Raw genomic sequence first — 21402 nt, 5'->3', positions numbered from 1 at the left:
CTATGCTCCGCAGATAGCTGTGTGCAACACGCCGAAAGCCAGAGAGGATAATGCAAGTATCACGAAAAAATTCCCCAAGAAGTGCAGGCTCTCACATTTTCTGATGAATCCTGCGACGTCACGCTCCCACTCTTCTGGCGTCTTAGAGCCAAACTTTCCGCAGTGTTCTTTAGTTACAGGCATGTGCCTCATCGAAGCCATAAATGCGGCAATTGCAGCAAGAAGTAGACACAGCGCGAGCAGCGCAGGAATGTAGAAAGTTGGGCTATCCAGCCTAAAAGCTACAATCAGTCCGCGCTCACTCAATAAGGACACACCACTCAAGATGCCGAACAAAGCAGTTACAGTCGCAGCACTTCGTGCGGAACGGGACTGCGTATTCTTCAATATCTGAAGGGCCCTATCCACAAAATTAGGCGTTTTGATCGACTCGGAACCGACACCGTCACATAGGGGGCATTTAGCTGAATAGTTGTCCGAACTATCGCAAAATCCACCGTGCATGAAGCAGAGGTATCGGCCACGATTAACTAGAAGATAGTGCATATTCACCTGCTCAGCCCCCCCGGCAGGCCCGGCATGTCGAGCGCCGCGAAGCCGTAGTTCCGCAGCCAGCGCAGGTCGCTTTCAAAGAAGGCGCGGAGGTCGGGGATGCCGTATTTCAGCATGGCGATCCGGTCGATGCCCATGCCAAAGGCAAAGCCCTGCCATTCGTCCGGGTCGATCCCGCCGGACCGCAGCACATGCGGGTGCACCATGCCGGACCCGAGGATCTCCATCCAGCTGTCGCCCTGCCCGATCTTGAGCTGCCCGCCTTCCCAGGAACAGCGGATATCGACCTCGGCCGAAGGCTCGGTGAAGGGGAAGTGGCTGGCGCGGAAGCGCAGTTCGACCTGATCGACCTCGAAGAACGCCCGGCAGAATTCCTCCAGCACCCATTTCAGGTTGGCCATCGACAGATCGCGGTCGATCGCCAGCCCCTCGACCTGGTGGAACATCGGCGTATGGGTCTGGTCCATGTCCATGCGATAGACGCGGCCCGGCGCGATCACGCGGATCGGCGCGCCCTGCGCCAGCATCGCCCGCACCTGAACCGGGCTGGTATGGGTGCGCAGCACATGCGGCGGGCGGTTGTCGCCGGGGGCGCGGTGCATGAAGAACGTGTCATGCTCCTGCCGGGCCGGGTGTTCCGGCGCGATGTTGAGCGCGTCGAAGTTATACCAGTCGCTTTCGACCTGCGGCCCCTCGGCCACCGCAAAGCCCATGTCGGCGAAAATGGCGGTCAGTTCTTCCATCACCTGGGAAACGGGATGGATGGTGCCCATGCGGCGCGGGCGGCCCGGAAGCGTCACGTCCAGCCATTCGGCCTTCAGCCGTTCGTTCAGCGCGGCATCGGCAAGCCCGGCCTTGCGGGCCTTGAGCGCGGCGTCGATCTCGTCCTTCAGCGCGTTCAGGGCCGGACCCGCTGCCTGGCGCTCCTCGGGCGACATCTGGCCCAGTTCCCGCATTTTCAGGCTGATCTCGCCCTTCTTGCCAAGCGCGGCCAGACGAAGCTCTTCCAAGGCGGCCTCATCGGCGGCAGCAAGGATGCCTTCCAGGTATCTGGCCTTCAAACCGTCGAGATTGTCCATGGCGCCCTCATCATTCGTCCGGCGCCGGGATAGCACAGAGCGCCTTGATTGCAAGCGCGCGCCACAAGAAAAACCCCGCGCGCCAGAGGCACGCGGGGCTTTCACTGTCCGTTGTTCGCGACTGGCCTCAGGCCATTGCCGCCTTCGCCTTGGTCACGATCGCGCCGAAGGCTTCGGGCTCGTGCACGGCCAGATCGGCCAGAACCTTGCGGTCCACCTCGATGCCGGCAACCGCCAGCGCGTTGATGAAACGCGAATAGGTCAGCGCCGGATCGATCGCGCGCACGGCTGCGTTGATCCGCTGGATCCACAGCGCACGGAAATTGCGCTTGCGGTTCTTGCGGTCGCGGGTGGCGTATTGATTGGCCTTGTCGACCGCCTGGGTAGCCGTGCGGAAGTTGGTGCCCCGCGCGGCATAATAGCCCTTTGCAGCCTTGACGACCTTGCGGTGACGGGCGTGGGTAACAACCCCGGATTTAACGCGTGCCATTGTCCAGCCTCCTTAGCGGTCGTAGGGCATGTAGGTCTTGACGATCTTGGTGTCGGGCGCCGAAAGCACCGTCGTTCCACGAGCGTCACGGATGAACTTGGTCGTCCGCTTGATCATGCCATGCCGCTTGCCGGCCTGACCGACCTTGACCTTGCCGGTCGCGGTCATCTTGAAGCGCTTCTTGGCGCTGGACTTGGTCTTCATCTTGGGCATTTCCATCTCCTTTTCAGGCGGTTTACACGCGACTCGGCATGCCACATAGGCCGGACGCGCGGGGTATCGAGCGCGCCGTATAGGCGGCGCCCGAGGGTTTGGCAACCGAAAAAGGTCAGTTCACGATCCGGGCCGCGACATGAACGAAGGCAAGCGGCAGGCTTTCCCAGCGGAAACCACCCGGCTGACGCCAGGCCCCAGCCAGAAGGAACGCGACGCCGATCAGAACCAGCAGCGCCGTACCACGCGGACGGCGCCGTTCGCTGTGGTCCGAGACGACACCGACGCACCCAAATCCTGCAAGAACCACACCGACGACAATCAGCAGATCCGCAGCCATCGCGCCTCCTGCAGGAGAGATTACCGGTAAGATTCCAGGGCCATCATTCCGGATCAGTCCGGTAGATCAGGCGTTCCTCGCAGGGAGCAACGCGCAGGATGTTCGTCGTGCCTTCCACGTTGAAGGGCACACCCGCCGTGACGACGATCTGATCGGCTTCGGTTGCGAAGCCGTATTCGCGCGCGGCGCGGGCTGCGCTGACCACCGCGCCCTTGAACCGATCTACCGGCGGGACCATCACGCAATGGGTGCCCCAGGTGAGGCACAGCCGCCGTGCCGTCCGCGCCAGCGGCGTAAGCGCGATGATGGGCACGCGGGGCCGTTCGCGCGCCACCAGCGATACCGTGGTGCCGCTTTGGGTAAAGCAGCAGATTGCACGGATCTCGGTGGTTTCGGCGATTTCGCGCGCAGCGGCGACGATGCCGTCGGCGATGGTCTTGCGCTCGGCCTTGCGGCTGGCCTCGATGACGTCGCGATAGGTCTGATCGCTCTCGACCTCGATTGCGACGTTGTTCATCGTCGTGACCGCCTCGACCGGGAAACTTCCGGCGGCCGACTCCGCCGACAGCATCACCGCATCCGCGCCCTCATAGATCGCGGTCGCCACATCCGACACTTCGGCGCGCGTGGGCATAGGGCTTTCGATCATGCTTTCCAGCATCTGGGTTGCCACGATCACCGGCTTGGCCGCCGCACGCGCACCGCGGATCAGACGCTTCTGGATCGGCGGCACATTCTGAACCGGAAGTTCCACGCCCAGATCACCACGGGCGACCATGATCCCGTCCGAAACGGCCAGGATTTCAGGGAAGGCCTTGACCGCGGCCGGCTTCTCGATCTTCGAAAGGATGGCTGCGCGACCGCGGGCCAGCGCACGCGCCTCTTCGACATCGGCGGCGCGCTGCACGAAGGACAGCGCCAGCCAGTCCACGCCCAGCTCACAGACGAACTCCAGATCGCGCCGGTCCTTGTCCGACAGCGCGGCAAGCGGCAGCACCACATCCGGCACGTTGACACCCTTGCGGTTCGAAATCACGCCACCGGCGAGAACCGTGCAGTTGGCGAAATCCTTGCCACACTCCTCCACCCGCAGGCGGATCTTGCCGTCGTTGACCAGAAGGGTCGCGCCGGGCTCAAGTGCTGCAAAAATCTCGGGATGCGGCAGCGTCACGCGCCGGGCGTCGCCATCCGCCGGATCGAGATCAAGCCGGAACGCCTGCCCGACGGCCAGATCCTCTTCCCCGCGCGCGAACTGGCCGCAGCGCAGTTTCGGGCCCTGCAGATCGGCCAGGATGGCAATCGGGCGACCGGTGTCAGCCTCGATCCGGCGGATGATCTCGTGGCGCGCGCGGATTTCGTCATGGCCGCCGTGGCTCATGTTAAGGCGGAACACATCCGCCCCCGCTTCGAACAATGCGCGGATTGTTTCGTAGTCGTTCGATGCCGGGCCCAAGGTGGCCACGATCTTCACGTTGCGAAGGCGTCTCATCCTGCCTCGTACCCCTGTTTCTTGTCATCGTAATCGCGGTGGGCCACGGTCTGTATGGCCGAAATCTGCCCCTTGGGCAACTGGCGCTTTACCCCGGGATTGGTTAAAGGCCTGTGACGATCCGGGGAAAACCATGCCATATCAGCCCTTCCACATCATCGGCGCCGACCGCCCATCCCGCTGGCTTGTGACCTGCGATCACGCCACCAATACCATCCCCGACTGGGTCAATGGCGGCGACCTCGGCATCACTCCCGCGGACATGGGCCGCCACATCGCCTATGACCTGGGCGCGGCAGGGGTGACCCGGGCGCTGGCCGAACGGCTGAATGCGCCGGCCATCCTGTCGAATTTTTCCCGGCTGGTCATCGATCCGAACCGGGGCGAGGATGATCCCACGCTGCTGATGAAGCTTTATGACGGGACCATCATCCCCGCCAACCGCCATGCCGGCCCGGAAGAGCTTCAGCGCCGGCTGGAACGCCTCTACCGGCCCTATCACGACGCGCTGGCCGATCTCGCCGCGCGACGTTCCGATACGGCCATCGTCGCGATTCACAGCTTCACGCCCCGTCTCAGAGCGCGTAGCCCGCGCCCCTGGCACATTGGCATCCTTTTCGGACGCGACGACCGGCTCGCGCGCCCGTTGATCGATCTGCTGCGGGCAGAACCCGATCTCTGTGTGGGTGAAAACCAACCCTATGCCGGGCATCTGCCGGGCGATGCCATCGACCGTCACGCGCTGCAGACCGGGCGGCCCAATGCGCTTGTCGAACTGCGCCACGATCTGATCGCCACGCCGGCACAACAGCAGGCCTGGGCAGATCGTCTGGCCCCGCTTCTTGAAGCCGCACTTGGGCAAGCCAATCTCTGACGAAAGGGAGACATCACATGGACAAAGCCACACGGACCGAGCTTGAAGCCGCGGCGTTCCGCCGGCTCATGGAGCATCTGCTGGAAAAGCGGCCCGAAGTTCAGAACATCGACCTGATGAACCTGGCCGGGTTCTGCCGCAACTGCCTGAGCCGCTGGTATCAGGAAGCAGCGAATGAACGGGGCATCGAGATGGGCAAGGATGAAGCCCGCGAGATCGTCTATGGCATGCCCTATGACGATTGGCGCGCGCTGCACCAGCGCGAGGCGAGCGAAGATCAGAAAGCTGCCTTCGATGTCGCCTTCCGCGAGAATGTCGGCGACGGGAACAAGGGCTGATCCAGGGCTGCCCCCTGGAATGGCTGAAGGCCGCGCGGGGCGCGGCCTTCCTGCAAAACCGGGGCGTCGGCTTCTTGCGTCAGATCAGACGGCCGCCTTGCGCATCTCGTCGAGATAGATCTCGCGCAGGCGCAGGGCCACCGGGCCGGGCGTGCCGGCGCCAAGGCTCACGCCGTCGATCTGCACCACCGGCATGACGAAGGCCGAGGCCGAGGTGATGAAGGCCTCATCGGCCGCCTTGGCCTCATCCACCGTGAAGGGGCGCTCCTCGACTTCCATCTGCGCCTCGCGGGCAAAGCGCAGCACCGCCGAGCGGGTGATGCCATGCAGGATCTCGTTGCCCAGGTGCCGCGTGATGATCTTGCCGCCCTTGACGATATAGGCGTTGTTCGATGTGCCCTCGGTCACCTCGCCGTCCTCGACCATCCAGGCGTCGTCGGCACCGGCCTTCCTGGCCATCATCTTGCCCATCGAGGGATACAGCAGTTGCACCGTCTTGATGTCGCGCCGCCCCCAGCGGATGTCGGGGATCGAGATCACCTTGATGCCCACTTTCGCCGTCGGGTTATCAGCCAGACCCGGCTTCGACTGGGTGAACAGTACCACCGTCGGCTCGGCATTTTCCGGAAACAGGAAATCACGATCGGTGGCCCCGCGCGTGATCTGCAGGTAGATCATCCCGTCCACGAGATCGTTGCGGGCCACCAGTTCGCGATGGATGGCCAGCAGCTCGTCTTCGGTGAGCGGGTTCTTCATCTCCAGCTCCGCGAGCGACCGGGCCAGACGCCGCGCATGGCCCGCAAAATCGATCAGCTTGCCGCCCAGGACGCTCGTCACCTCATAGACGCCATCGGCCATCAGGAAGCCACGGTCGAAAACCGAGACCTTGGCCTCTTCCTCGGGCAGATAGAGACCATTCACATAGACAGTCCGGCTCATCGTGTCGTTCTCCGTTCAGTTTCGGGCGGATCAGCCCCAGAGGGCAGGTGTCGAAGGATGTACCCCGGCTGAATCGAACAGCAGCGGGTCTTCGCGGTCTTCGGCCAGAAGCAGCGGCCCGTCAAGATCGGTCACCGCCGCGCCCTGTGCCACCAGCACCGCCGGCGCCATCGCCAGCGACGACCCGACCATGCAGCCGACCATGATCTGATAGCCTTCCGCCAGCGCCTGTTCCTTCAGCGCCAGCGCCTCGGTCAGCCCGCCGGTCTTGTCGAGCTTGATGTTCACCATGTCATACTTGCCCTTCAGCCCCGGAAGGCTGTGACGGTCATGGCAGCTTTCGTCGGCGCAGACCGGCAGGGGGCGGGCAATTTCGGCCAGCATGTCGTCCGCGCCCGCCGGTAGCGGCTGTTCGACCATCGCCACACCCAGCCGCAACAGATGCGGCGCAAGTTCGGCATAGACCTCGGCCGTCCAGCCCTCATTCGCATCGACGATGATCCGCGGCTTGGGCGCGCCGGCGCGCACCGCTTCCAGCCGCGCCATGTCATCGGGGGTTCCAAGCTTGATCTTCAGCAGCGGACGATGGGCGTTGCGCGCCGCCGCCTCGCGCATCCGTTCAGGCGTGTCCAGCGACAGGGTAAAGGCCGTGAGTTCGGGCCCCGGCGCGGCAAGGCCCGCCAGTTCCCACACCCGGCGGCCGGTTTGACGCGCCTCCAGATCCCACAGCGCACAGTCCACCGCATTGCGCGCCGCGCCCGCCGGCAGCGCCGTCTGCAGCGAATGGCGGTCCAGCGGCAGGGCCAGCGCCTCGATCTGGGCCGTCACCGACTCAAGCGTTTCGTCATAACGGGCATAGGGCACGCATTCGCCGCGGCCCACCTGCCCGGCGTCTTCGATGTGCAGCGTCAGCACGCGGGCCTCGGTGCGGCTGCCGCGGCTGATCGTGAACACCTCGGCAAGGCGGAATGTATCGGGGGTGACCGTCAGGCGCATGGTATCTCCTCTGGGAAGCAGGCCCGGCCCTGGCACATGGCCGGACGGGCCGGGGCCACGACCGGGCGCAGCGGGCGGCCCGGCCATTGGCAATCGTGATGCAGCAGATCAGATCGCGGCAAGCGCGTCCACCAGCCGTCCGGCACCATGGCGGAACGGATCGACCGTCGGAAGGCCCATCTCGGACTCGACCTTGGCCAGATAGGCGCGGGCCTCCTCGTCACCCATATGCTGGGTGTTGATCGAGATACCCACCACCTTCACATCCGGGTTTGCCACCCGCGCCATCAGAAGCGCCGCATCGCGCAGCGCCTCGAGCGTGGGAAGCTGGTAGTCCGGAAGCCCGCGCATGTGCGGCCGGGTCGGTTCGTGGCACAGCACCAGTGCGTCCGGTTGTCCGCCATGGATCAACGCCAGTGTCACGCCGGAATAGGAGACGTGGAAAAGGCTGCCCTGTCCCTCGATCAGGTCCCAGTGATCCTCGGCGTTATTGGGCGTCAGCCATTCGATCGAGCCGGCCATGAAATCGGCAATCACGGCATCCAGCGGGACACCATCGCCGGTGATCAGGATCCCGGTCTGGCCCGTCGCGCGGAAGGTGGACTTCATGCCCCGCGCGCGCATTTCCTTGTCCATCGCAAGCGCCGTGTACATCTTGCCAACCGAACAATCGGTTCCGACTGCAAGCATACGCTTGCCGCTGCGTCTGCGCCCGTTCGCGATCGGATATTCGACCGAAGGCACCCGCACGTCATAAAGGTTGCAGCCAAAGCGCGCGGCCGCCTCCACCAGGACAGGTTCGTCACGCAGCAGGTTGTGCAGGCCGCTGGCCAGGTCGAACCCTTCAGCCAAAGCCTCGACCAGCACCTTGATCCAGCTTTCCGAGATCACGCCGCCCCGGTTCGCCACGCCGACAACCAGCGTCTTGCAGCCGGCCGCCCGCGCCTCGGCCAGGGTCATGTCCGGAAGCTTCATGTCGGCCCGGCACCCCGGCATGCGAAACTGGCCCAGGGCATATTCGGGTCGCCAGTCGCGGATGCCTTGGGCAACCTTCGCTGCAAGCTGGTCCGGAGCATCTCCAAGGAAAAGAAGATAAGGGGTCTCGATCATCGCGTGCCTCTCGTTGATTTCCGGCAGGATGCGCCAAGGCGCGTGAAATGTCTTGGGGTTTTCCCTTCATAACCTGGCCAACCAAGCAAGAATCCGCGGCAAATGGCCTATCTGGCCGAAACTTTGTGCGCCAAGGCCGCTTCTGTCGCAAGTCAACAAATCACCTTCAGCGGTGATGAATGCCCTTGCGGCAGGCCGCGCATGTAATTAACAATTCGTGACAGCCTGGCGACACTTTGTTGCGTCGCGCCGATCGATCCTGCCGATCGGATGATGCGCTTCGGTCGCCCGCTGTGGAATCCGTCCTGCCAGCCGGGGAGGGTCAGGCAGGAAACGGGAGGAGGCACGCCCCGGGTCACTCCGGGGCGTTGCTGCATCCACCGTCCACCCGCAGATCCACCGGCAGGGGCGCGGGCGACATGCTGCCGGGGGGCGCCCGGCGCGCCGTTGCAAATCCGGCCCTGCAGCGTCATATAGCAGCGACCAACCTCTGGAGTGCATGGCATGAATTATCTCGAGTTCGAAAAGCCGCTGGCCGAAATCGAAGGCAAGGCCGAGGAACTGCGGGCCATGGCCCGCGCGAACAAAGAGATGGATGTCGAAAAAGAGGCGGCGGCGCTTGATCGCAAAGCCGAGGCGATGCTCAAGGATCTCTACCGCGATCTGACGCCCTGGCGGAAGTGCCAGGTGGCGCGCCATCCCGACCGGCCGCATTGCAAGGACTATATCGAGGCGCTGTTCACAGAATATACGCCGCTCGCCGGCGACCGCAATTTCGCCGATGACCATGCGGTGATGGGCGGGCTGGCACGGTTCGGCGATCAGCCGGTGATGGTGATCGGCCATGAAAAGGGCCATGACACCAAGACGCGGATCGAGCGCAATTTCGGTATGGCGCGCCCCGAAGGCTATCGCAAGGCGATCCGTCTGATGGACATGGCGCACCGTTTCCGCCTGCCGGTGATCACCTTGGTCGATACACCCGGCGCCTATCCCGGCAAGGGAGCCGAAGAGCGGGGCCAGAGCGAGGCCATCGCCCGATCGACTCAGAAATGCCTTGAAATCGGTGTGCCGCTGATCTCGGTCATCATCGGCGAGGGCGGTTCGGGCGGGGCGGTGGCCTTCGCGACAGCCAACCGCATCGCGATGCTTGAGCATTCCGTCTATTCGGTGATCAGCCCGGAAGGGTGCGCCTCGATCCTCTGGAAGGATGCCGAGAAGATGCGCGAAGCGGCCGAGGCGCTGCGCCTGACGGCGCAGGACCTGCACAAGCTGGGCGTGATCGATCGCATCATCAAGGAGCCGCTGGGCGGCGCCCACCGCGCCCGCAACGAAACGATCGCCAGTGTCGGACGGGCCGTCGAGGTCATGCTGAAGGAATTGTCGGCAAAGAAACCCGATGCGCTGATCCGCGACCGGCGCCAGAAGTATCTGGACATGGGCACCAAGGGTCTTGCCGCCTGAGGCGAGGGTACCGGTTGGCGCATGACGCACTGCCATCTGGAGGCTGTGCGCCTGCTGCCCGTCCCGCGTATGCGGCCCGGCGGATTTGACTGTCGTGAAGGGCGGCCGATGATTGCCCCCCCCTTCCAATACTCTGCGGCCAAGGGTCAGCACGATTGACCACGATGGCCGCGAATCCAGGTCACGCTGGCTTCACGCATCCGCCAGATCCGGCCGTTACCTGCCCGGGTGCGGAAGGCCTGCCAGTGCGTCACCACATGGTGGTGCGGGCGCGCTCGGGCCAGGCGCTGTCGTAGGCGGCGCCGTCAAAGCGGCCTTCGGAAAGCTCGCGCAGGATATCACCCATGGAGGGAAGGCTCCGGGCGTGATGCTCGGCGGTCCAGAGCCGGCTGCGCAATATTGCGCGGGCGCATTGCGCGTAGACCTCCTCGATCACAAGGACAATCACACTGCGCGGCAAATGCCCGCCGCGGGCGAAGCTTTCGCGCAGCGCCGCGTCCGCCGTCACCCGGGCCTGCCCGTTCACCCGCACGACATTGCTGGCGCCAGAAATGAAAAACATCAGCGACACCCGCCCGTCCGCAACGATGTTGCGGAGCGAGTCGATCCGGTCATTGCCCTTCCAGTCGGGCAGCGCCAGCGTGCCTGGGTCCATCACCCGCACGACCGGACCGTCGTCGCCGCGCGGGCTCGCGTCCGTGCCGCCGGGGCCGACCGTGGACAGGATGCAGAACCGGCTGGCCTCGATCCAGGCCTGATAGGCGGGTGTGAGCCGTCGCGCCACCTTCAGAAGCGCCGCCTCGGATGGTGTGCCGTAAAGCGCCTCAAGCGCCTCGGGGGTCGTGACATAGTCCATCAGCCTTGCTCCTTGTGCCGCGCCTCGGCGATCAGACGGTCCGAGGCCGTCTCGATCATGGATTCGAGGCTTGCCATGAAATCCTCCCGGGGGAGGCTCGCCGGCAATCGCGGCAGGAATTCGACCACCGCACAGCCGGGGCGGCGATAGATTCCGTGGCGCGGCCAGAACATGCCCACGTTGGTGGCGGCAGGAACACATTCCTGCCCAAGCTCTTCATAAAGCGCGGCAGTGCCCTTCTTGTAGGGATGCCTTGCCTCCGGCGCAACGCGCGTGCCCTGCGGAAAGATGACAAGCTGTCCAGGATCCTGCCGCCCCGCCCGCACATCGGCCAGCATCTGCCGGATTGCTGCGCCCCGCTTGCCACGATCAACCGGGATGCAACCCATGCGCAGGGCGTACCATCCCAGGATCGGCGCCCATTTCAGTTCTTTCTTCATGATGAACTTGGGGCGCGGCAGGACGCTGACGATCAGGATGATGTCCAGAAACGACTGGTGTTTGGAAGCTACAAGAACCTCATCCTGCGGGACCGGGCCGCGCACCTCGGTGTGCAGACCGACCATCCAGCGCGCCGAGAACCGGACCCAGCGGCAGTAGGCGTGGACCGCGTCGAAGACGGCCTGCCGCCGGAACAAGGCAAAAGGCGTGAACCACAGCGCAAGGACGGCCATCGCCACATACATCTGGATGATGAACAGAAGCGACCGGACCCACTGCAGCGCAGCCATCTACTGCAACTCCCGAAGGGCGCGTTGCGCCGCGGCCCGGGTTGCCAGATATCCCGCGACAGCCGAGAGCAGCGGAATGGCAAGCGGCCAGAGCCAGTGCCAGCCCTGAAAGCCAAGCCCTGTCAGGAAACCGCCCGCCTCGTCGGCGGCGGGCAGCAGGAAGATGCCGAGCATCCCCAGTGCCGTGCCCAGCGCCGCGCCGCCCAGCGCCCGCAGCGTGAAGCGCCGCACGAAGGCCTGCGCGATGAAGGCATCGCGCGCGCCCACCAGGCGCAGCACGCGGATGACCTGAGCATTTGCCGACAGTGCCGCACCCGCCGCCAACGTGATCATTGCCGCAACCGACCCCGCAATCAGAAGAATCGCCGCTGCGCCCAGCAGCCGCAGCCGGTTCGCCGCGCTGACCAACGGCCGTCGCCACCGGGTGTGATCGTCAAAGATCGCGCCCGGCGCTTCGGCCGCAAGGCGCAAGCGCAGCCCTTCCGTATCATAGGTTTCGCCAAGAACCTCGATCAGCTGAGGCAAGGGCAATGTCTCGACCGGCAGGTCGGGGCCGAACCAGGGCTCCAGAAGCGCGCGCTGTTCCTCGGGTGGGATGATCCGCGCCTGCGTCACCCCGGGCGTCGTGCGTAAAACCTCCAGCACCGCCGCCGTCTGTGCGGCAAGCTGATCCTCGGGCGCGGCAAGACGGATCGTGGCGCTTTTCGCAAGCGCCGTCTCCCAGCGGTCGGCCAGCCGCCCCGAGGCCAGCGACAGCGCCATGGCAAAGACCGCCAGAAACGCCATCGCCGCAGCGGTAAAGGTGGTCAGACGCGCGGTATAGCCGGTGGGCGGCACGATCCGGTCGGCGGGGCTTGCCCCCATCTGCAACAGCTGGAACAGACGGCTCATAGATCTGCCCCCGCCAGTTGCAGTCGCCGGTTCTGGATCCGCAACACCCGCGCCGCGACCTGCGCCTTGGCGCTGCGGATCAGGTTGAGGTCGTGGGTGGCGATCAGCACCGTCTTGCCCATCCGGTTCAGTTCGACCAGCAACGCCAGAAGCCGCATCGACATCTCCCAGTCCAGGTTGCCCGTCGGTTCATCCGCCAGGATCACATCGGGCGACATGATCACTGCCCGCGCAAGTGCGGCGCGTTGCCGTTCGCCTCCGGAAAGCTGGGGCGGCAGCGCCTCGGCCTGGGTGCGCAGGCCGACCCAGTTCAGCAGGTCGCGCAGATCGTCGGGATGCGGCTCCATCCCCGCCACCATCAGCGGCAAGGCCACGTTCTCAGCCAGGGTAAGATGATCGAGGAAGGCACAGTCCTGATGGACGACGCCGATCTTGCGGCGCACCGTCGCCACCTCGTCGCGCGACAGGTTGCGCCCGTCGCGGTTGAAGATCTGGATATGGCCGGCGGTCGGCTGAAGCTCGGCATAGCAAAGCTTCAGGAACGTGGTCTTGCCGGCGCCAGAAGGCCCGGTGAGGAAATGGAACGACCCGGGTGCGAGGCGGAAGGTAATGTCGGAAAGCAGCTCGCCCCCGCCATAGCTGTAGGCGACATTCTGTAGGTCGATCACGCAGCGCTCCTGGTAGTGTCGGCGGCAATGTCGCGCAATGCGGCGCGGCTTTCAATCGCCCTCGCCACAAAGGCTTGGATAAATTCCAGCCAGTTGCTACAACATGCCGAGGCCCGGGGCCACAGGGGCAGACGGGCCAGAGGGATCTGAACCATCACATGCGGTTGATCTGTCCGAACTGCACCGCCCAGTATGAAGTCGGTGCGGATGCCATTCCCGAAGCCGGGCGCGAAGTACTGTGTTCGGCCTGCGACTTCCGGTGGTTTGCCGCCCCGCCAACCGCGCCGGGACAGGCGGCAGAGACAGCCGCCCAACCGTCGCACAAGACGATCCCGTCCTTGCCGCATCCCTCGCCCCCGCCCCAGACCGGGGCCCCGGCAACCGCCAGCCCCGAGGGGGCGTCGCGGACCCGCCGCCGCGCGCTTGACGATGCGGTCGTCAGCATCCTGCGCGAAGAGGCGGAACGCGAAGCCCGCGCCCGTCAACGCGATCCCGTCGCTTCGGTGGATATGACCTCATTCTCCCCGCAGGCAGAGCCGATCCCGGAGACAACGCCGGCCTCGCAATCCGACCGGATCCCGCATGCCGTGCCGCCCCACCGGGAGCCTGCCATTGCCACTCGGCCCGCGCCCGGCGCCGCCGCTCTGCCCGAGCAGTCCGGGCCGGACGCGGCACGCGCGAATGCCCCGCACCCGGAACCCGAAGCGGCTCCTGTCCCGACGGGCGGTCCGCACCAGCCCGAGGAGGAAGCGCCTCAAGTTGCCCTTCGCGCGGCACGTTTGCCCGCGCAGCCGCCCCTGACTGCGCCGCTGCCGGACATCGCGGAAATCACCTCGGCGCTGCACGCGACCGCACGGATCCGCGCCACGACCCGTCGGGAAGGGCAGCGGCGCGGCTTCCGGCTTGGCTTCGGTTTCGTGGCGGGTGCAGCGGCAGCGCTTGTCGCGCTTTATGCCCTGTCACCCATCATCCGCACCGAATGGCCTGCGCTGGCCCCCGCGCTCTCGGCCTACGAAACGCAGATCAACCTGGGCCGCCAGTGGCTTGACGCGCAGCTGCGCTGATCAGAAGCGGTCCAGCAGCCGGCGCAGGTAATCCAGCTCATGCGCAGGGCGGTCCTGTTCTCCGGACCGGCGGCGCAGTTCCTGCAACAGCTCATCGGCGCGACGGCGGATATCGCCCCCCTCAAGCACGTTGTCGTCGCTGCCCAAGTGGCCTGTCGCACCCGATTGACGGCCCAGCGGATCGCGCTGGCCTTCCGGATCCGACCGGCCCGCCTGACCGCTTTGCTGCCCGCCCTGATCGGGCTCTTGTCCGGCGAGGGCTTCGCCGAGGCTGCGCATCCCTTCCCGAAGAGCCTCCATGGCTTCGGCCTGACGATCCAGCGCCTCGGCGCCATTGCCCTCGCGCAGGGCGCGCTCGGCCTGCTCCATCGCGCGGCCTGCCTCGTCCAGCCGCCGGCGCGCCTCTTCTCCCTCGCGGCCGCCCTGGCCGGGCAGACGTTCCCCCTGATCGCGCAGCCGGTCGCGCAGGGCGCCCTGCCGGTCGGGCAGTTCGTCACCCCCGGCACCCTCGCCGCCCTCGCCAAAGCGCTGCTGAAGATCGCGATAGGTGTCGTCGTTCAGCCCTTGCTGATCTCGCAGCATGTCACCCAGGTCGCGCATCGCATTGCGCCCGTCTTCGCCCTGACCGCCCTGCCCCTCGACGACCTGCATGTTTTCCATCATCTGCCGGAGCATCTCGAGCAATTCCGCCGCCTCGGCCATGCGGCCCTCTTCCATCAGCCGCTGCAATTCTTCGAGCATGTCCTGAAGCTGATCGCCCGTCATCGTTGACTCGGGGGGAGCGTCGGCAAGGTCCCGCTCGGGGTCATTCCGCTGCTCTTGGGCAAGCTGGCGCATGTAATCCTGCAGCGCCTCACGGTATTCCTGCATCAACTCGGCGATCTCGGAGTCGTCGGCACCATTGCGCATCGCCTCGGACAGCCGATCCTGCGCCCGGTCCAGACGTTCGCGCGCAGAGTCAAGATCACCCGCCTCGATCAGTTGCGCAACTTCCCAGAGCGCCGCGGCAATCTCGTCCCGTGCCTCGGGCGTAAGTCCTGCGGCCAGCGCGGCGTCAAGCTGCCGCATCACCACGCGTAGCTGCAGGAATGCCCGCTCGTTGCGGATGAAGCTTTCCGGGCGGTGGGTCACGGCGCGCAGCAGTTGCGCGACGCGCGGCGCGCTCTCGCGTGTCCACAGAAGATCACGCCGCAATTCCACGATCGCCGCAGCGAGCGGATCGAAGAACCTCTGCCCGGGCAATACCATGTCGGACAACGCGGTCTCGCCTTCCTGTCCGCGTGCGTCCACGGCGACCAGACGGATCTGCACCGGCAGGTTTGCCCAGGGGTGATCCGAAAGGTTCTCGACCAGCGCCTCGTCAAACTCTGCCCGGCTGCCCGACAGAGGCATCGGCAGGTCCAGCACCAGGGGCGCGCGCGGTTCGGGCGGCGGTGCAAGACCGTGCTGGCGCTGCACTGCGGGCAGGTTCAGCGTGATCTCGGCCCGGCCCGCGACGATGCCGTAGTCGTCGCTGGCCGAAAACGCCTGCCGCATCTGCCCGGCAGCCTCGCGGGTCACAGGGCCTGCGAGGGTGATGATCGGCGTTAGATCCGGGATGACGATGATCTGCCATTCCCGCCCCCCCTGACCCAGAATGGCGATCCGACCGTCACGCATCGTCTCGAACTCGGTCGCATCCTCCTGATCGGCAACATCCTGTTCGACCCGCACCCCCGAGGCGTCGCCCCCGTAAAGGCGGACCGTCACCGCGCTGCCTTCGGGCACCCGAAGTGGCCCTTCCGGGGCTTCATTGAGGTAGATCACCGGCCGACCGGTATAGGCAGGGGGGCGCAACCAGGCCTCCCAGCCGGGTCCGGCCAGCGCCGCCTCGGCACCGCCGCGCGGGGCCGCGAGATCCGCAAGCTCGGCCACCCGCGTGGGCGCACCAAAGATCAGCGCCATTACCAGGGCCAGAAGCGCCGCATATCGCAGCGCATAGGGATCACGTTCGGCAAGCCGCAGGTCGGGCGCAGGGGCGCGGGCCGCAGAAAGACGCGCTGCCATCCGGGCGATATGCGCCTCCCACACGGCCCGGACGAAGGGATCATCACCGCCGACCGCCTGATGGTCATTCAGGGCCGCGATCGGACGCCCCGGCATCGTCCGGTCCAGCCGATCAAGCGCCTGCGACAGGCCTGGCGCCCGATAGCGCCGCCAGGCATGGACACCGGCACCCAGAAGCCCTGCCAGAACCGCACCGCCCAGAAGCGACAGCAGGCGATCGCTCGCAATATCCTGCAGCCCGAAGGCAAGCGCCGCGATAACCAGGAACGCGAGGCTCCAGAGCGGCCAGAACGCGCGCAGCAGCATTTCGGCCCACATGCCGGCCAGGGTCATGCGCAGCGGCCATTTCAGCGGCGACGGGATCGCCACCGCAGTCGCCCGGGCCCGGGCTGAGGTCGATGCGATCCGAGGCTTGATCATGCTCCCTTTCCGGCCCTCTGCGCCCGCGCGGGCGGGGATTGCCACCATCCCCTCATGGCCGTCCGTTACAGGCGATCCGTCACAGGCCGCCCCGTCGCCTGCCCACCTCGCCGAACGGACGCAGAAACGGCGCAGAGGCGGTTACAGCCAGTGAGGCATGGTATCCCGGTTTATGATTTCGTCAAATGTCGGGCGTGGTCGAATGACGGCGAATTGATCGCCCTTGACCAGCACCTCCGGGACCAGGGGGCGGGTGTTGTATTCCGATGCCATCACCGCGCCATAGGCCCCAGCGGACCGGAAGGCGACAAGATCCTCGGCGGCAAGGCGCGGCAGATTCCGCTGCTTCGCGAAGGTATCGCCGGTTTCGCAGACCGGGCCGACCACGTCATAGGGCTGCTGCGCGGCCCCCGGGGCGGGCTCGTGCACCGGCACGATGTCATGATGCGCTCCATAAAGCGACGGGCGCATCAGATCGTTCATCGCCGCATCGAGGATGAGGAAGTCACGTCCCTCGCCGTGCTTCACATAGATCACCTGCGACACAAGCACCCCGGCATTGCCCGAGATCAGGCGGCCGGGCTCGATCTCGATCTCGCAGTCCAGGTGGCCCAGCGTCTCCTTGATGAGCTGGCCGTATTCGGTCGGCAGGGGCGGCGCACTGTTCGAGCGTTCGTAAGGGATGCCCAGGCCGCCGCCCAGGTCGAGCCGCCGGATGACATGACCGTCAGCGCGCAAAGCGAGGGTCAGTTCGGCCACCTTTTCATAGGCCTGCCGGAAGGGCTCCAGATCCGTCAGCTGGCTGCCGATATGCACATCGACCCCGACAACCTCGATGCCCGGAAGCCGGGCGGCAAGCGCATAGACCTCGCGGGCGCGGGCGATGGGGATGCCGAACTTGTTCTCCGATTTGCCGGTGGCGATCTTTTCATGCGTCCTGGCATCGACATCGGGATTGACCCGCACCGCGACTGGCGCCCGCAGGCCCAGACCATGCGCGATTTCGGACAGGGCCAGAAGCTCGGGCTCGCTTTCGACATTGAACTGGCGGATGCCGCCGGTCAGTGCCTGGCGCATTTCGGCCCGCGTCTTGCCAACCCCGGAAAAGACGATCCTGTCGCCAGGCACGCCCGCGGCCCGGGCGCGGAGATATTCGCCCCCCGATACGACGTCCATCCCCGCACCCAGTTGCCCAAGCGTGCGGATCACTGCCTGGTTGCTGTTCGACTTCATCGCAAAGCAAACCAGATGCGGCAGGGGTGCCAGCGCCTCCTGGAACAGACGGAAATGGCGTTCCAGCGTGGCGGTCGAATAACAGTAGAACGGCGTGCCGACAGCGGCGGCAATCTTGGTCAGCGCCACGTCTTCGGCGTGCAGAACACCGTTGCGGTAAAGGAAATGGTCCATCAGGTCACCGGGCGGGTTCTGAGAAAAAGATAAAGCGGCAGCCCGCAGGACAGGCCGATGCCGAAGGTGGCGGGAATGGCGATCAGCGCAAACCAGTTCTTGCGCACCCAGGTTTCGGCGAGGATGAACACAGTCAGCGCCACCGCGGCAATGGTCAGATCCCAGACCAGCCCCGAGGTCGCGGCGTTGGCATGCCAGGCCTCGACCATGCCGCCAAGGCTCCAGCCATGGCTCCGGAACCAGCCGATGAAGTAATACATCGGATGGATCGCGCCCCAGATCGCCAGCGCGAGATACAGAAGCCGAAGCGGCGACATCAGAGCCGCCCGACGACGCCGATCCGCGCCTCGCCCGAAACCGAGACGCCGGTACGATTGTCGGCGTTCAGGACGATGTCGGTTCCCGTGGCGCTGCGGGGGCCCTGCGTGCGCCAGGTGGCGCCAACCTCGCGCGGGGGGCCATCGGCGCCGCAGGCCGCAACCAGCAGCACCGACAGCAGCGCAAACACCAGCCGCGAACCTGCGTTCATCCCAGCACCTCTTTCCAGCGGGCAACCTGTGCCCGCACCTGATCGGGCGCGGTGCCGCCATAGCTCTGGCGGCTTGCGACCGAGTTGTGAACCCCCAGAACGGCAAAGACATCCTCGGTGATGCCCTCGTGAACCGTCCGCATATCGTCCAGCGACAGCGCGGGCAGGTCAACGCCCTTTTCCTCGGCCATGCGCACCAGCGTGCCGGTGACGTGGTGTGCCTCGCGGAAGGGCAGGCCCAGCGCCCGCACCAGCCAGTCGGCCAGATCGGTCGCGGTGGAAAAACCGGCGCTGGCGGCCGCTTCCAGCGCCGGGCGGTTCGCGGCCATGTCCCGCACCATGCCCTCCATCGCGGCAAGCGACAGCATCAGCGTATCCGCCGCGTCGAAGACCTGTTCCTTGTCTTCCTGCATGTCCTTGGAATAGGTCAGCGGCAGGCCCTTCATCACCGTGAACAGCGCCACCATCGCGCCAAGGATCCGGCCGATCTTGGCGCGCAGCAGTTCTGCGGCATCCGGGTTCTTCTTCTGCGGCATGATCGACGATCCGGTCGAGAACCGGTCCGACAGGATCACGAAGCGGAACTGCGCCGAGGACCATATCACCAGTTCTTCGGCAAGGCGCGACAGATGCATGGCGCAGATCGCCGCCGCCGACAGGAATTCAAGCGCGAAATCCCGGTCCGACACGGCATCCAGCGAATTCGCCGCCGGGCGATCAAAGCCCAGCGCCGCCGCTGTCATGTGCCGGTCGATGGGAAACGAGGTTCCGGCCAGCGCCGCCGCACCCAGCGGGCATTCGTTCATCCGCGCCCGCGCATCGCGAAAGCGCGACAGATCACGGCCCAGCATTTCCACATAGGCCATCATGTGGTGGCCCCAGGTCACCGGCTGCGCCGTCTGCAGATGGGTGAAACCGGGCATCACCCAGTCGGCACCCCGGTCGGCCTGGTCCAGCAGGGCGCGCATCAGCGCCTCGATCCCCGCCATGGCCGCGTCGGCCTGATCGCGAACCCACAGCCGGAAGTCGGTGGCCACCTGATCGTTGCGGCTTCGGGCCGTGTGCAGGCGGCCCGCCGGTTCACCGATGACCTCTTTCAGCCGCGCCTCCACATTCATGTGAATGTCTTCCAGTTCGGTGCGGAAGGGAAAGTTTCCGGCCTCGATTTCTGACAAGACGGTGAGCAGGCCTTCCCCGATGGCCCTGGCATCGCTATCGCTGATGATGCCTGTCGCTGCCAGCATGGCGGCATGGGCGCGCGAGCCTTGGATATCCTGCGCGTAAAGCCGTTTGTCGAAGCCGATCGAGGCATTGATCGCCTCCATGATCGCATCGGGACCGGCGGCAAAGCGCCCGCCCCACATGGCGTTCGAGGATGTCTGGCTTGTGCTGGTCATGTGTCCGGCCCTTCGGAGGGAAAATGCGTCTGATCCGTCTTGCCGTCCTCTACACGGCCCTTGCCCTTGGTGCAAATGCTGCAGCGGCCCAGGAGTCTCTCCAGGCGTTGCGGGACGGCGACATGCGCAAGCTGTCATTCCACGACATGCCTCGCATGGTCCCTGATATTGCGCTTCTGGATGCCGGGGATGCCGAACAGCGTCTGTCCGATTATCACGGCAAGATCGTTGTCCTGAACTTCTGGGCGACCTGGTGCGCCCCCTGCAGACACGAGATGCCCTCGCTCGACCGGCTCGAGGCCGCGCTGGGCGGTCCGGATCTTGCCGTCGTGCCCGTGGCAACAGGACGCAATCCGGTCCCGGCGATCGAACGTTTCTTCACCGAAGCCGAAGTGACCCGGCTTCCGATCCTGCGCGACCCGCGCTCGGCGCTTTCGCGGGAAATGGGCGTTCTGGGACTGCCGGTCACGGTGATCCTGGATCGTGACGGACGCGAAGTCGCGCGTCTGACCGGGGATGCCGACTGGGACAGCGCCTCGGCCAAGGCCATTCTTGCTGCTCTGATCGCGCAGTGACGCTGCGGCAGGCCCGCCAGTGCCGCGCCAGTTAAGATTTTGGTAAGATCCGGCAGGCAAGCTGAAGGAAAGCCAGCAGGCATCCATGGGGCATGGGCATGTCAGGATCATATGACCTCGGAGCGGGTGGCGACTCCAGCCCGCTTTCCTTCGCACTGGCCGAACGGGATCGCGAAACGCTGACCCTTGTGCGCCGGGCGGTCGAGGCGCGGCGGGTAATGCTTGCCTTTCAACCCGTCGTGCAGGCGCGCCGCCCGGATCGTCCTGCCTTCTATGAGGGCCTGGCGCGGATCATGGACAGCAATGGCAGGGTCATCCCCGCGCGCGATTTCATCGATGTCGCAGAAACGACCGAACTGGGGCGGATGATCGATTGCCTGGCACTGGAACTGGGGCTTGAAACCCTGGCGCAACAGCCGGGGCTTCGGCTCTCGATCAACATGTCCGCACGCTCCATCGGCTATCCCCGCTGGCTGAGGACGCTCGAAGCCGGGCTCGCCCCCGATCCGACCATTGCCGAACGGCTGATCCTCGAGGTGACGGAATCCTCGGCCATGGCCGTCCCCGATCTGGTTTCGGTCTTCATCGATGATCTGCATGCCCGGGGGATCACCTTTGCCCTTGATGATTTCGGCGCGGGCTACACCGCCTTCCGCTTCTTCAAGGAGTTCTTCTTTGACGTGCTCAAGATCGACGGGCAGTTCATTCGCGGCATCCATGCCAATACGGACAATCAGGTTCTCACCAAGGCGCTCATCTCCATCGCCCGGCATTTCGAGATGTTCACGGTGGCGGAATCCGTCGAATGCGCCGAGGATGCCGCCTACCTGACCAGCATCGGCATCGACTGCATGCAGGGCTACTACTTCGGCAGCCCGAGCCTTTCTCCCGTCTGGCTTTCCCCCACGGCAGCAACCGGCGGCTGAGCCTCTGC

The 21402-nt window shown here is 65.4% G+C and carries 24 protein-coding genes; 6 read left to right on the top strand and 18 right to left on the bottom strand.

Features of this window, described 5'->3' with window-relative positions:
- The 6 genes from ACFQXB_RS01985 to pyk all read right to left on the bottom strand — a co-directional run bounded on the left by ACFQXB_RS01985 (window position 1) and on the right by pyk (window position 4163).
- A complete protein-coding gene (locus ACFQXB_RS01985; RefSeq protein ID WP_377398292.1) occupies window positions 1-546 on the bottom strand; it encodes a hypothetical protein in 546 nt (181 codons plus the stop codon).
- Between the two features lie 2 nt (window positions 547-548).
- Window positions 549-1631: a phenylalanine--tRNA ligase subunit alpha gene (gene pheS / locus ACFQXB_RS01980; RefSeq protein ID WP_377398289.1), complete on the bottom strand. Its 1083-nt coding sequence runs from the start codon at window positions 1629-1631 to the stop codon at window positions 549-551.
- Window positions 1632-1758: 127 nt separating this feature from the next.
- The gene (gene rplT / locus ACFQXB_RS01975) at window positions 1759-2121 is read right to left on the bottom strand and encodes a 50S ribosomal protein L20 (protein WP_377398286.1); all 363 of its coding nucleotides are present in this window, start codon (window positions 2119-2121) and stop codon (window positions 1759-1761) included.
- A 12-nt stretch (window positions 2122-2133) separates the two neighbouring features.
- The gene (gene rpmI, locus ACFQXB_RS01970; protein WP_377398283.1) at window positions 2134-2334 is read right to left on the bottom strand and encodes a 50S ribosomal protein L35; all 201 of its coding nucleotides are present in this window, start codon (window positions 2332-2334) and stop codon (window positions 2134-2136) included.
- Between the two features lie 115 nt (window positions 2335-2449).
- On the bottom strand, window positions 2450-2674 hold the full coding sequence (locus ACFQXB_RS01965; protein WP_377398280.1) for a hypothetical protein: 225 nt from the start codon (window positions 2672-2674) through the stop codon (window positions 2450-2452).
- Between the two features lie 43 nt (window positions 2675-2717).
- Window positions 2718-4163, bottom strand: a complete 1446-nt coding sequence (pyk, locus tag ACFQXB_RS01960; RefSeq protein WP_377398277.1) for a pyruvate kinase — start codon at window positions 4161-4163, stop codon at window positions 2718-2720.
- A gap of 133 nt (window positions 4164-4296) precedes the next feature.
- Between pyk and ACFQXB_RS01955 the strand changes: the two genes are divergently transcribed.
- A complete protein-coding gene (locus ACFQXB_RS01955) occupies window positions 4297-5037 on the top strand; it encodes an N-formylglutamate amidohydrolase (RefSeq protein WP_377398274.1) in 741 nt (246 codons plus the stop codon).
- Window positions 5038-5054: 17 nt separating this feature from the next.
- Window positions 5055-5375: a DUF1244 domain-containing protein gene (locus ACFQXB_RS01950; protein WP_377398271.1), complete on the top strand. Its 321-nt coding sequence runs from the start codon at window positions 5055-5057 to the stop codon at window positions 5373-5375.
- An 84-nt stretch (window positions 5376-5459) separates the two neighbouring features.
- Here ACFQXB_RS01950 and ACFQXB_RS01945 read toward each other — a convergent pair whose 3' ends face one another.
- The 3 genes from ACFQXB_RS01945 to dgcN form a co-directional block, all read right to left on the bottom strand.
- Window positions 5460-6314: a D-amino-acid transaminase gene (locus ACFQXB_RS01945; protein WP_377398268.1), complete on the bottom strand. Its 855-nt coding sequence runs from the start codon at window positions 6312-6314 to the stop codon at window positions 5460-5462.
- A gap of 30 nt (window positions 6315-6344) precedes the next feature.
- On the bottom strand, window positions 6345-7310 hold the full coding sequence (dgcA, locus tag ACFQXB_RS01940; RefSeq protein ID WP_377398265.1) for an N-acetyl-D-Glu racemase DgcA: 966 nt from the start codon (window positions 7308-7310) through the stop codon (window positions 6345-6347).
- Between the two features lie 108 nt (window positions 7311-7418).
- On the bottom strand, window positions 7419-8420 hold the full coding sequence (gene dgcN, locus ACFQXB_RS01935; protein WP_377398262.1) for an N-acetyltransferase DgcN: 1002 nt from the start codon (window positions 8418-8420) through the stop codon (window positions 7419-7421).
- A 504-nt stretch (window positions 8421-8924) separates the two neighbouring features.
- Between dgcN and ACFQXB_RS01930 the strand changes: the two genes are divergently transcribed.
- Window positions 8925-9884: an acetyl-CoA carboxylase carboxyltransferase subunit alpha gene (locus tag ACFQXB_RS01930; RefSeq protein WP_377398259.1), complete on the top strand. Its 960-nt coding sequence runs from the start codon at window positions 8925-8927 to the stop codon at window positions 9882-9884.
- Between the two features lie 250 nt (window positions 9885-10134).
- Here ACFQXB_RS01930 and ACFQXB_RS01925 read toward each other — a convergent pair whose 3' ends face one another.
- From ACFQXB_RS01925 to ACFQXB_RS01910, 4 genes are read right to left on the bottom strand one after another with little or no spacing between them, the layout of a single operon-like run.
- Window positions 10135-10740: a pyridoxamine 5'-phosphate oxidase family protein gene (locus ACFQXB_RS01925; protein WP_377398256.1), complete on the bottom strand. Its 606-nt coding sequence runs from the start codon at window positions 10738-10740 to the stop codon at window positions 10135-10137.
- Window positions 10740-11471 (bottom strand): lysophospholipid acyltransferase family protein, encoded by a 732-nt coding sequence (locus ACFQXB_RS01920; protein WP_377398253.1) that lies wholly within the window; start codon window positions 11469-11471, stop codon window positions 10740-10742. Before ACFQXB_RS01920 ends, ACFQXB_RS01925 begins: the two co-directional genes overlap by 1 nt.
- The gene (locus ACFQXB_RS01915) at window positions 11472-12362 is read right to left on the bottom strand and encodes a cell division protein FtsX (protein ID WP_377398250.1); all 891 of its coding nucleotides are present in this window, start codon (window positions 12360-12362) and stop codon (window positions 11472-11474) included.
- Window positions 12359-13030: a cell division ATP-binding protein FtsE gene (locus ACFQXB_RS01910; RefSeq protein WP_377398247.1), complete on the bottom strand. Its 672-nt coding sequence runs from the start codon at window positions 13028-13030 to the stop codon at window positions 12359-12361. Before ACFQXB_RS01910 ends, ACFQXB_RS01915 begins: the two co-directional genes overlap by 4 nt.
- Before the next feature lie 158 nt (window positions 13031-13188).
- Between ACFQXB_RS01910 and ACFQXB_RS01905 the strand changes: the two genes are divergently transcribed.
- The gene (locus ACFQXB_RS01905; protein WP_377398244.1) at window positions 13189-14094 is read left to right on the top strand and encodes a zinc-ribbon domain-containing protein; all 906 of its coding nucleotides are present in this window, start codon (window positions 13189-13191) and stop codon (window positions 14092-14094) included.
- Here the strand turns inward: ACFQXB_RS01905 and ACFQXB_RS01900 are convergent, their stop codons facing one another.
- The 5 genes from ACFQXB_RS01900 to argH form a co-directional block, all read right to left on the bottom strand.
- On the bottom strand, window positions 14095-16560 hold the full coding sequence (locus ACFQXB_RS01900) for a DUF4175 domain-containing protein (RefSeq protein ID WP_377398241.1): 2466 nt from the start codon (window positions 16558-16560) through the stop codon (window positions 14095-14097).
- A gap of 141 nt (window positions 16561-16701) precedes the next feature.
- Window positions 16702-17967: a diaminopimelate decarboxylase gene (lysA, locus tag ACFQXB_RS01895; protein ID WP_377398238.1), complete on the bottom strand. Its 1266-nt coding sequence runs from the start codon at window positions 17965-17967 to the stop codon at window positions 16702-16704.
- Window positions 17967-18284, bottom strand: a complete 318-nt coding sequence (locus ACFQXB_RS01890) for a DUF2834 domain-containing protein (protein WP_377398235.1) — start codon at window positions 18282-18284, stop codon at window positions 17967-17969. Before ACFQXB_RS01890 ends, lysA begins: the two co-directional genes overlap by 1 nt.
- A complete protein-coding gene (locus ACFQXB_RS01885) occupies window positions 18284-18496 on the bottom strand; it encodes a hypothetical protein (protein WP_377398232.1) in 213 nt (70 codons plus the stop codon). Before ACFQXB_RS01885 ends, ACFQXB_RS01890 begins: the two co-directional genes overlap by 1 nt.
- Window positions 18493-19893, bottom strand: a complete 1401-nt coding sequence (argH, locus tag ACFQXB_RS01880) for an argininosuccinate lyase (protein ID WP_377398229.1) — start codon at window positions 19891-19893, stop codon at window positions 18493-18495. Before argH ends, ACFQXB_RS01885 begins: the two co-directional genes overlap by 4 nt.
- 23 nt (window positions 19894-19916) lie before the next feature.
- Between argH and ACFQXB_RS01875 the strand changes: the two genes are divergently transcribed.
- Window positions 19917-20468 carry a TlpA disulfide reductase family protein gene (locus tag ACFQXB_RS01875; protein WP_377398226.1) on the top strand — a complete coding sequence of 184 codons (552 nt, stop codon included), beginning with the start codon at window positions 19917-19919 and terminating at the stop codon, window positions 20466-20468.
- A gap of 92 nt (window positions 20469-20560) precedes the next feature.
- Window positions 20561-21394: an EAL domain-containing protein gene (locus tag ACFQXB_RS01870; protein WP_377398223.1), complete on the top strand. Its 834-nt coding sequence runs from the start codon at window positions 20561-20563 to the stop codon at window positions 21392-21394.
- Window positions 21395-21402: the final 8 nt, after the last annotated feature.

The organism is Halodurantibacterium daqingense (assembly GCF_042666235.1).
Lineage (GTDB): Bacteria > Pseudomonadota > Alphaproteobacteria > Rhodobacterales > Rhodobacteraceae > Halodurantibacterium > Halodurantibacterium daqingensis.
Note: the sequence above shows the minus strand (reverse complement) of the source record. Positions and strands in the feature narration are given on the sequence as shown.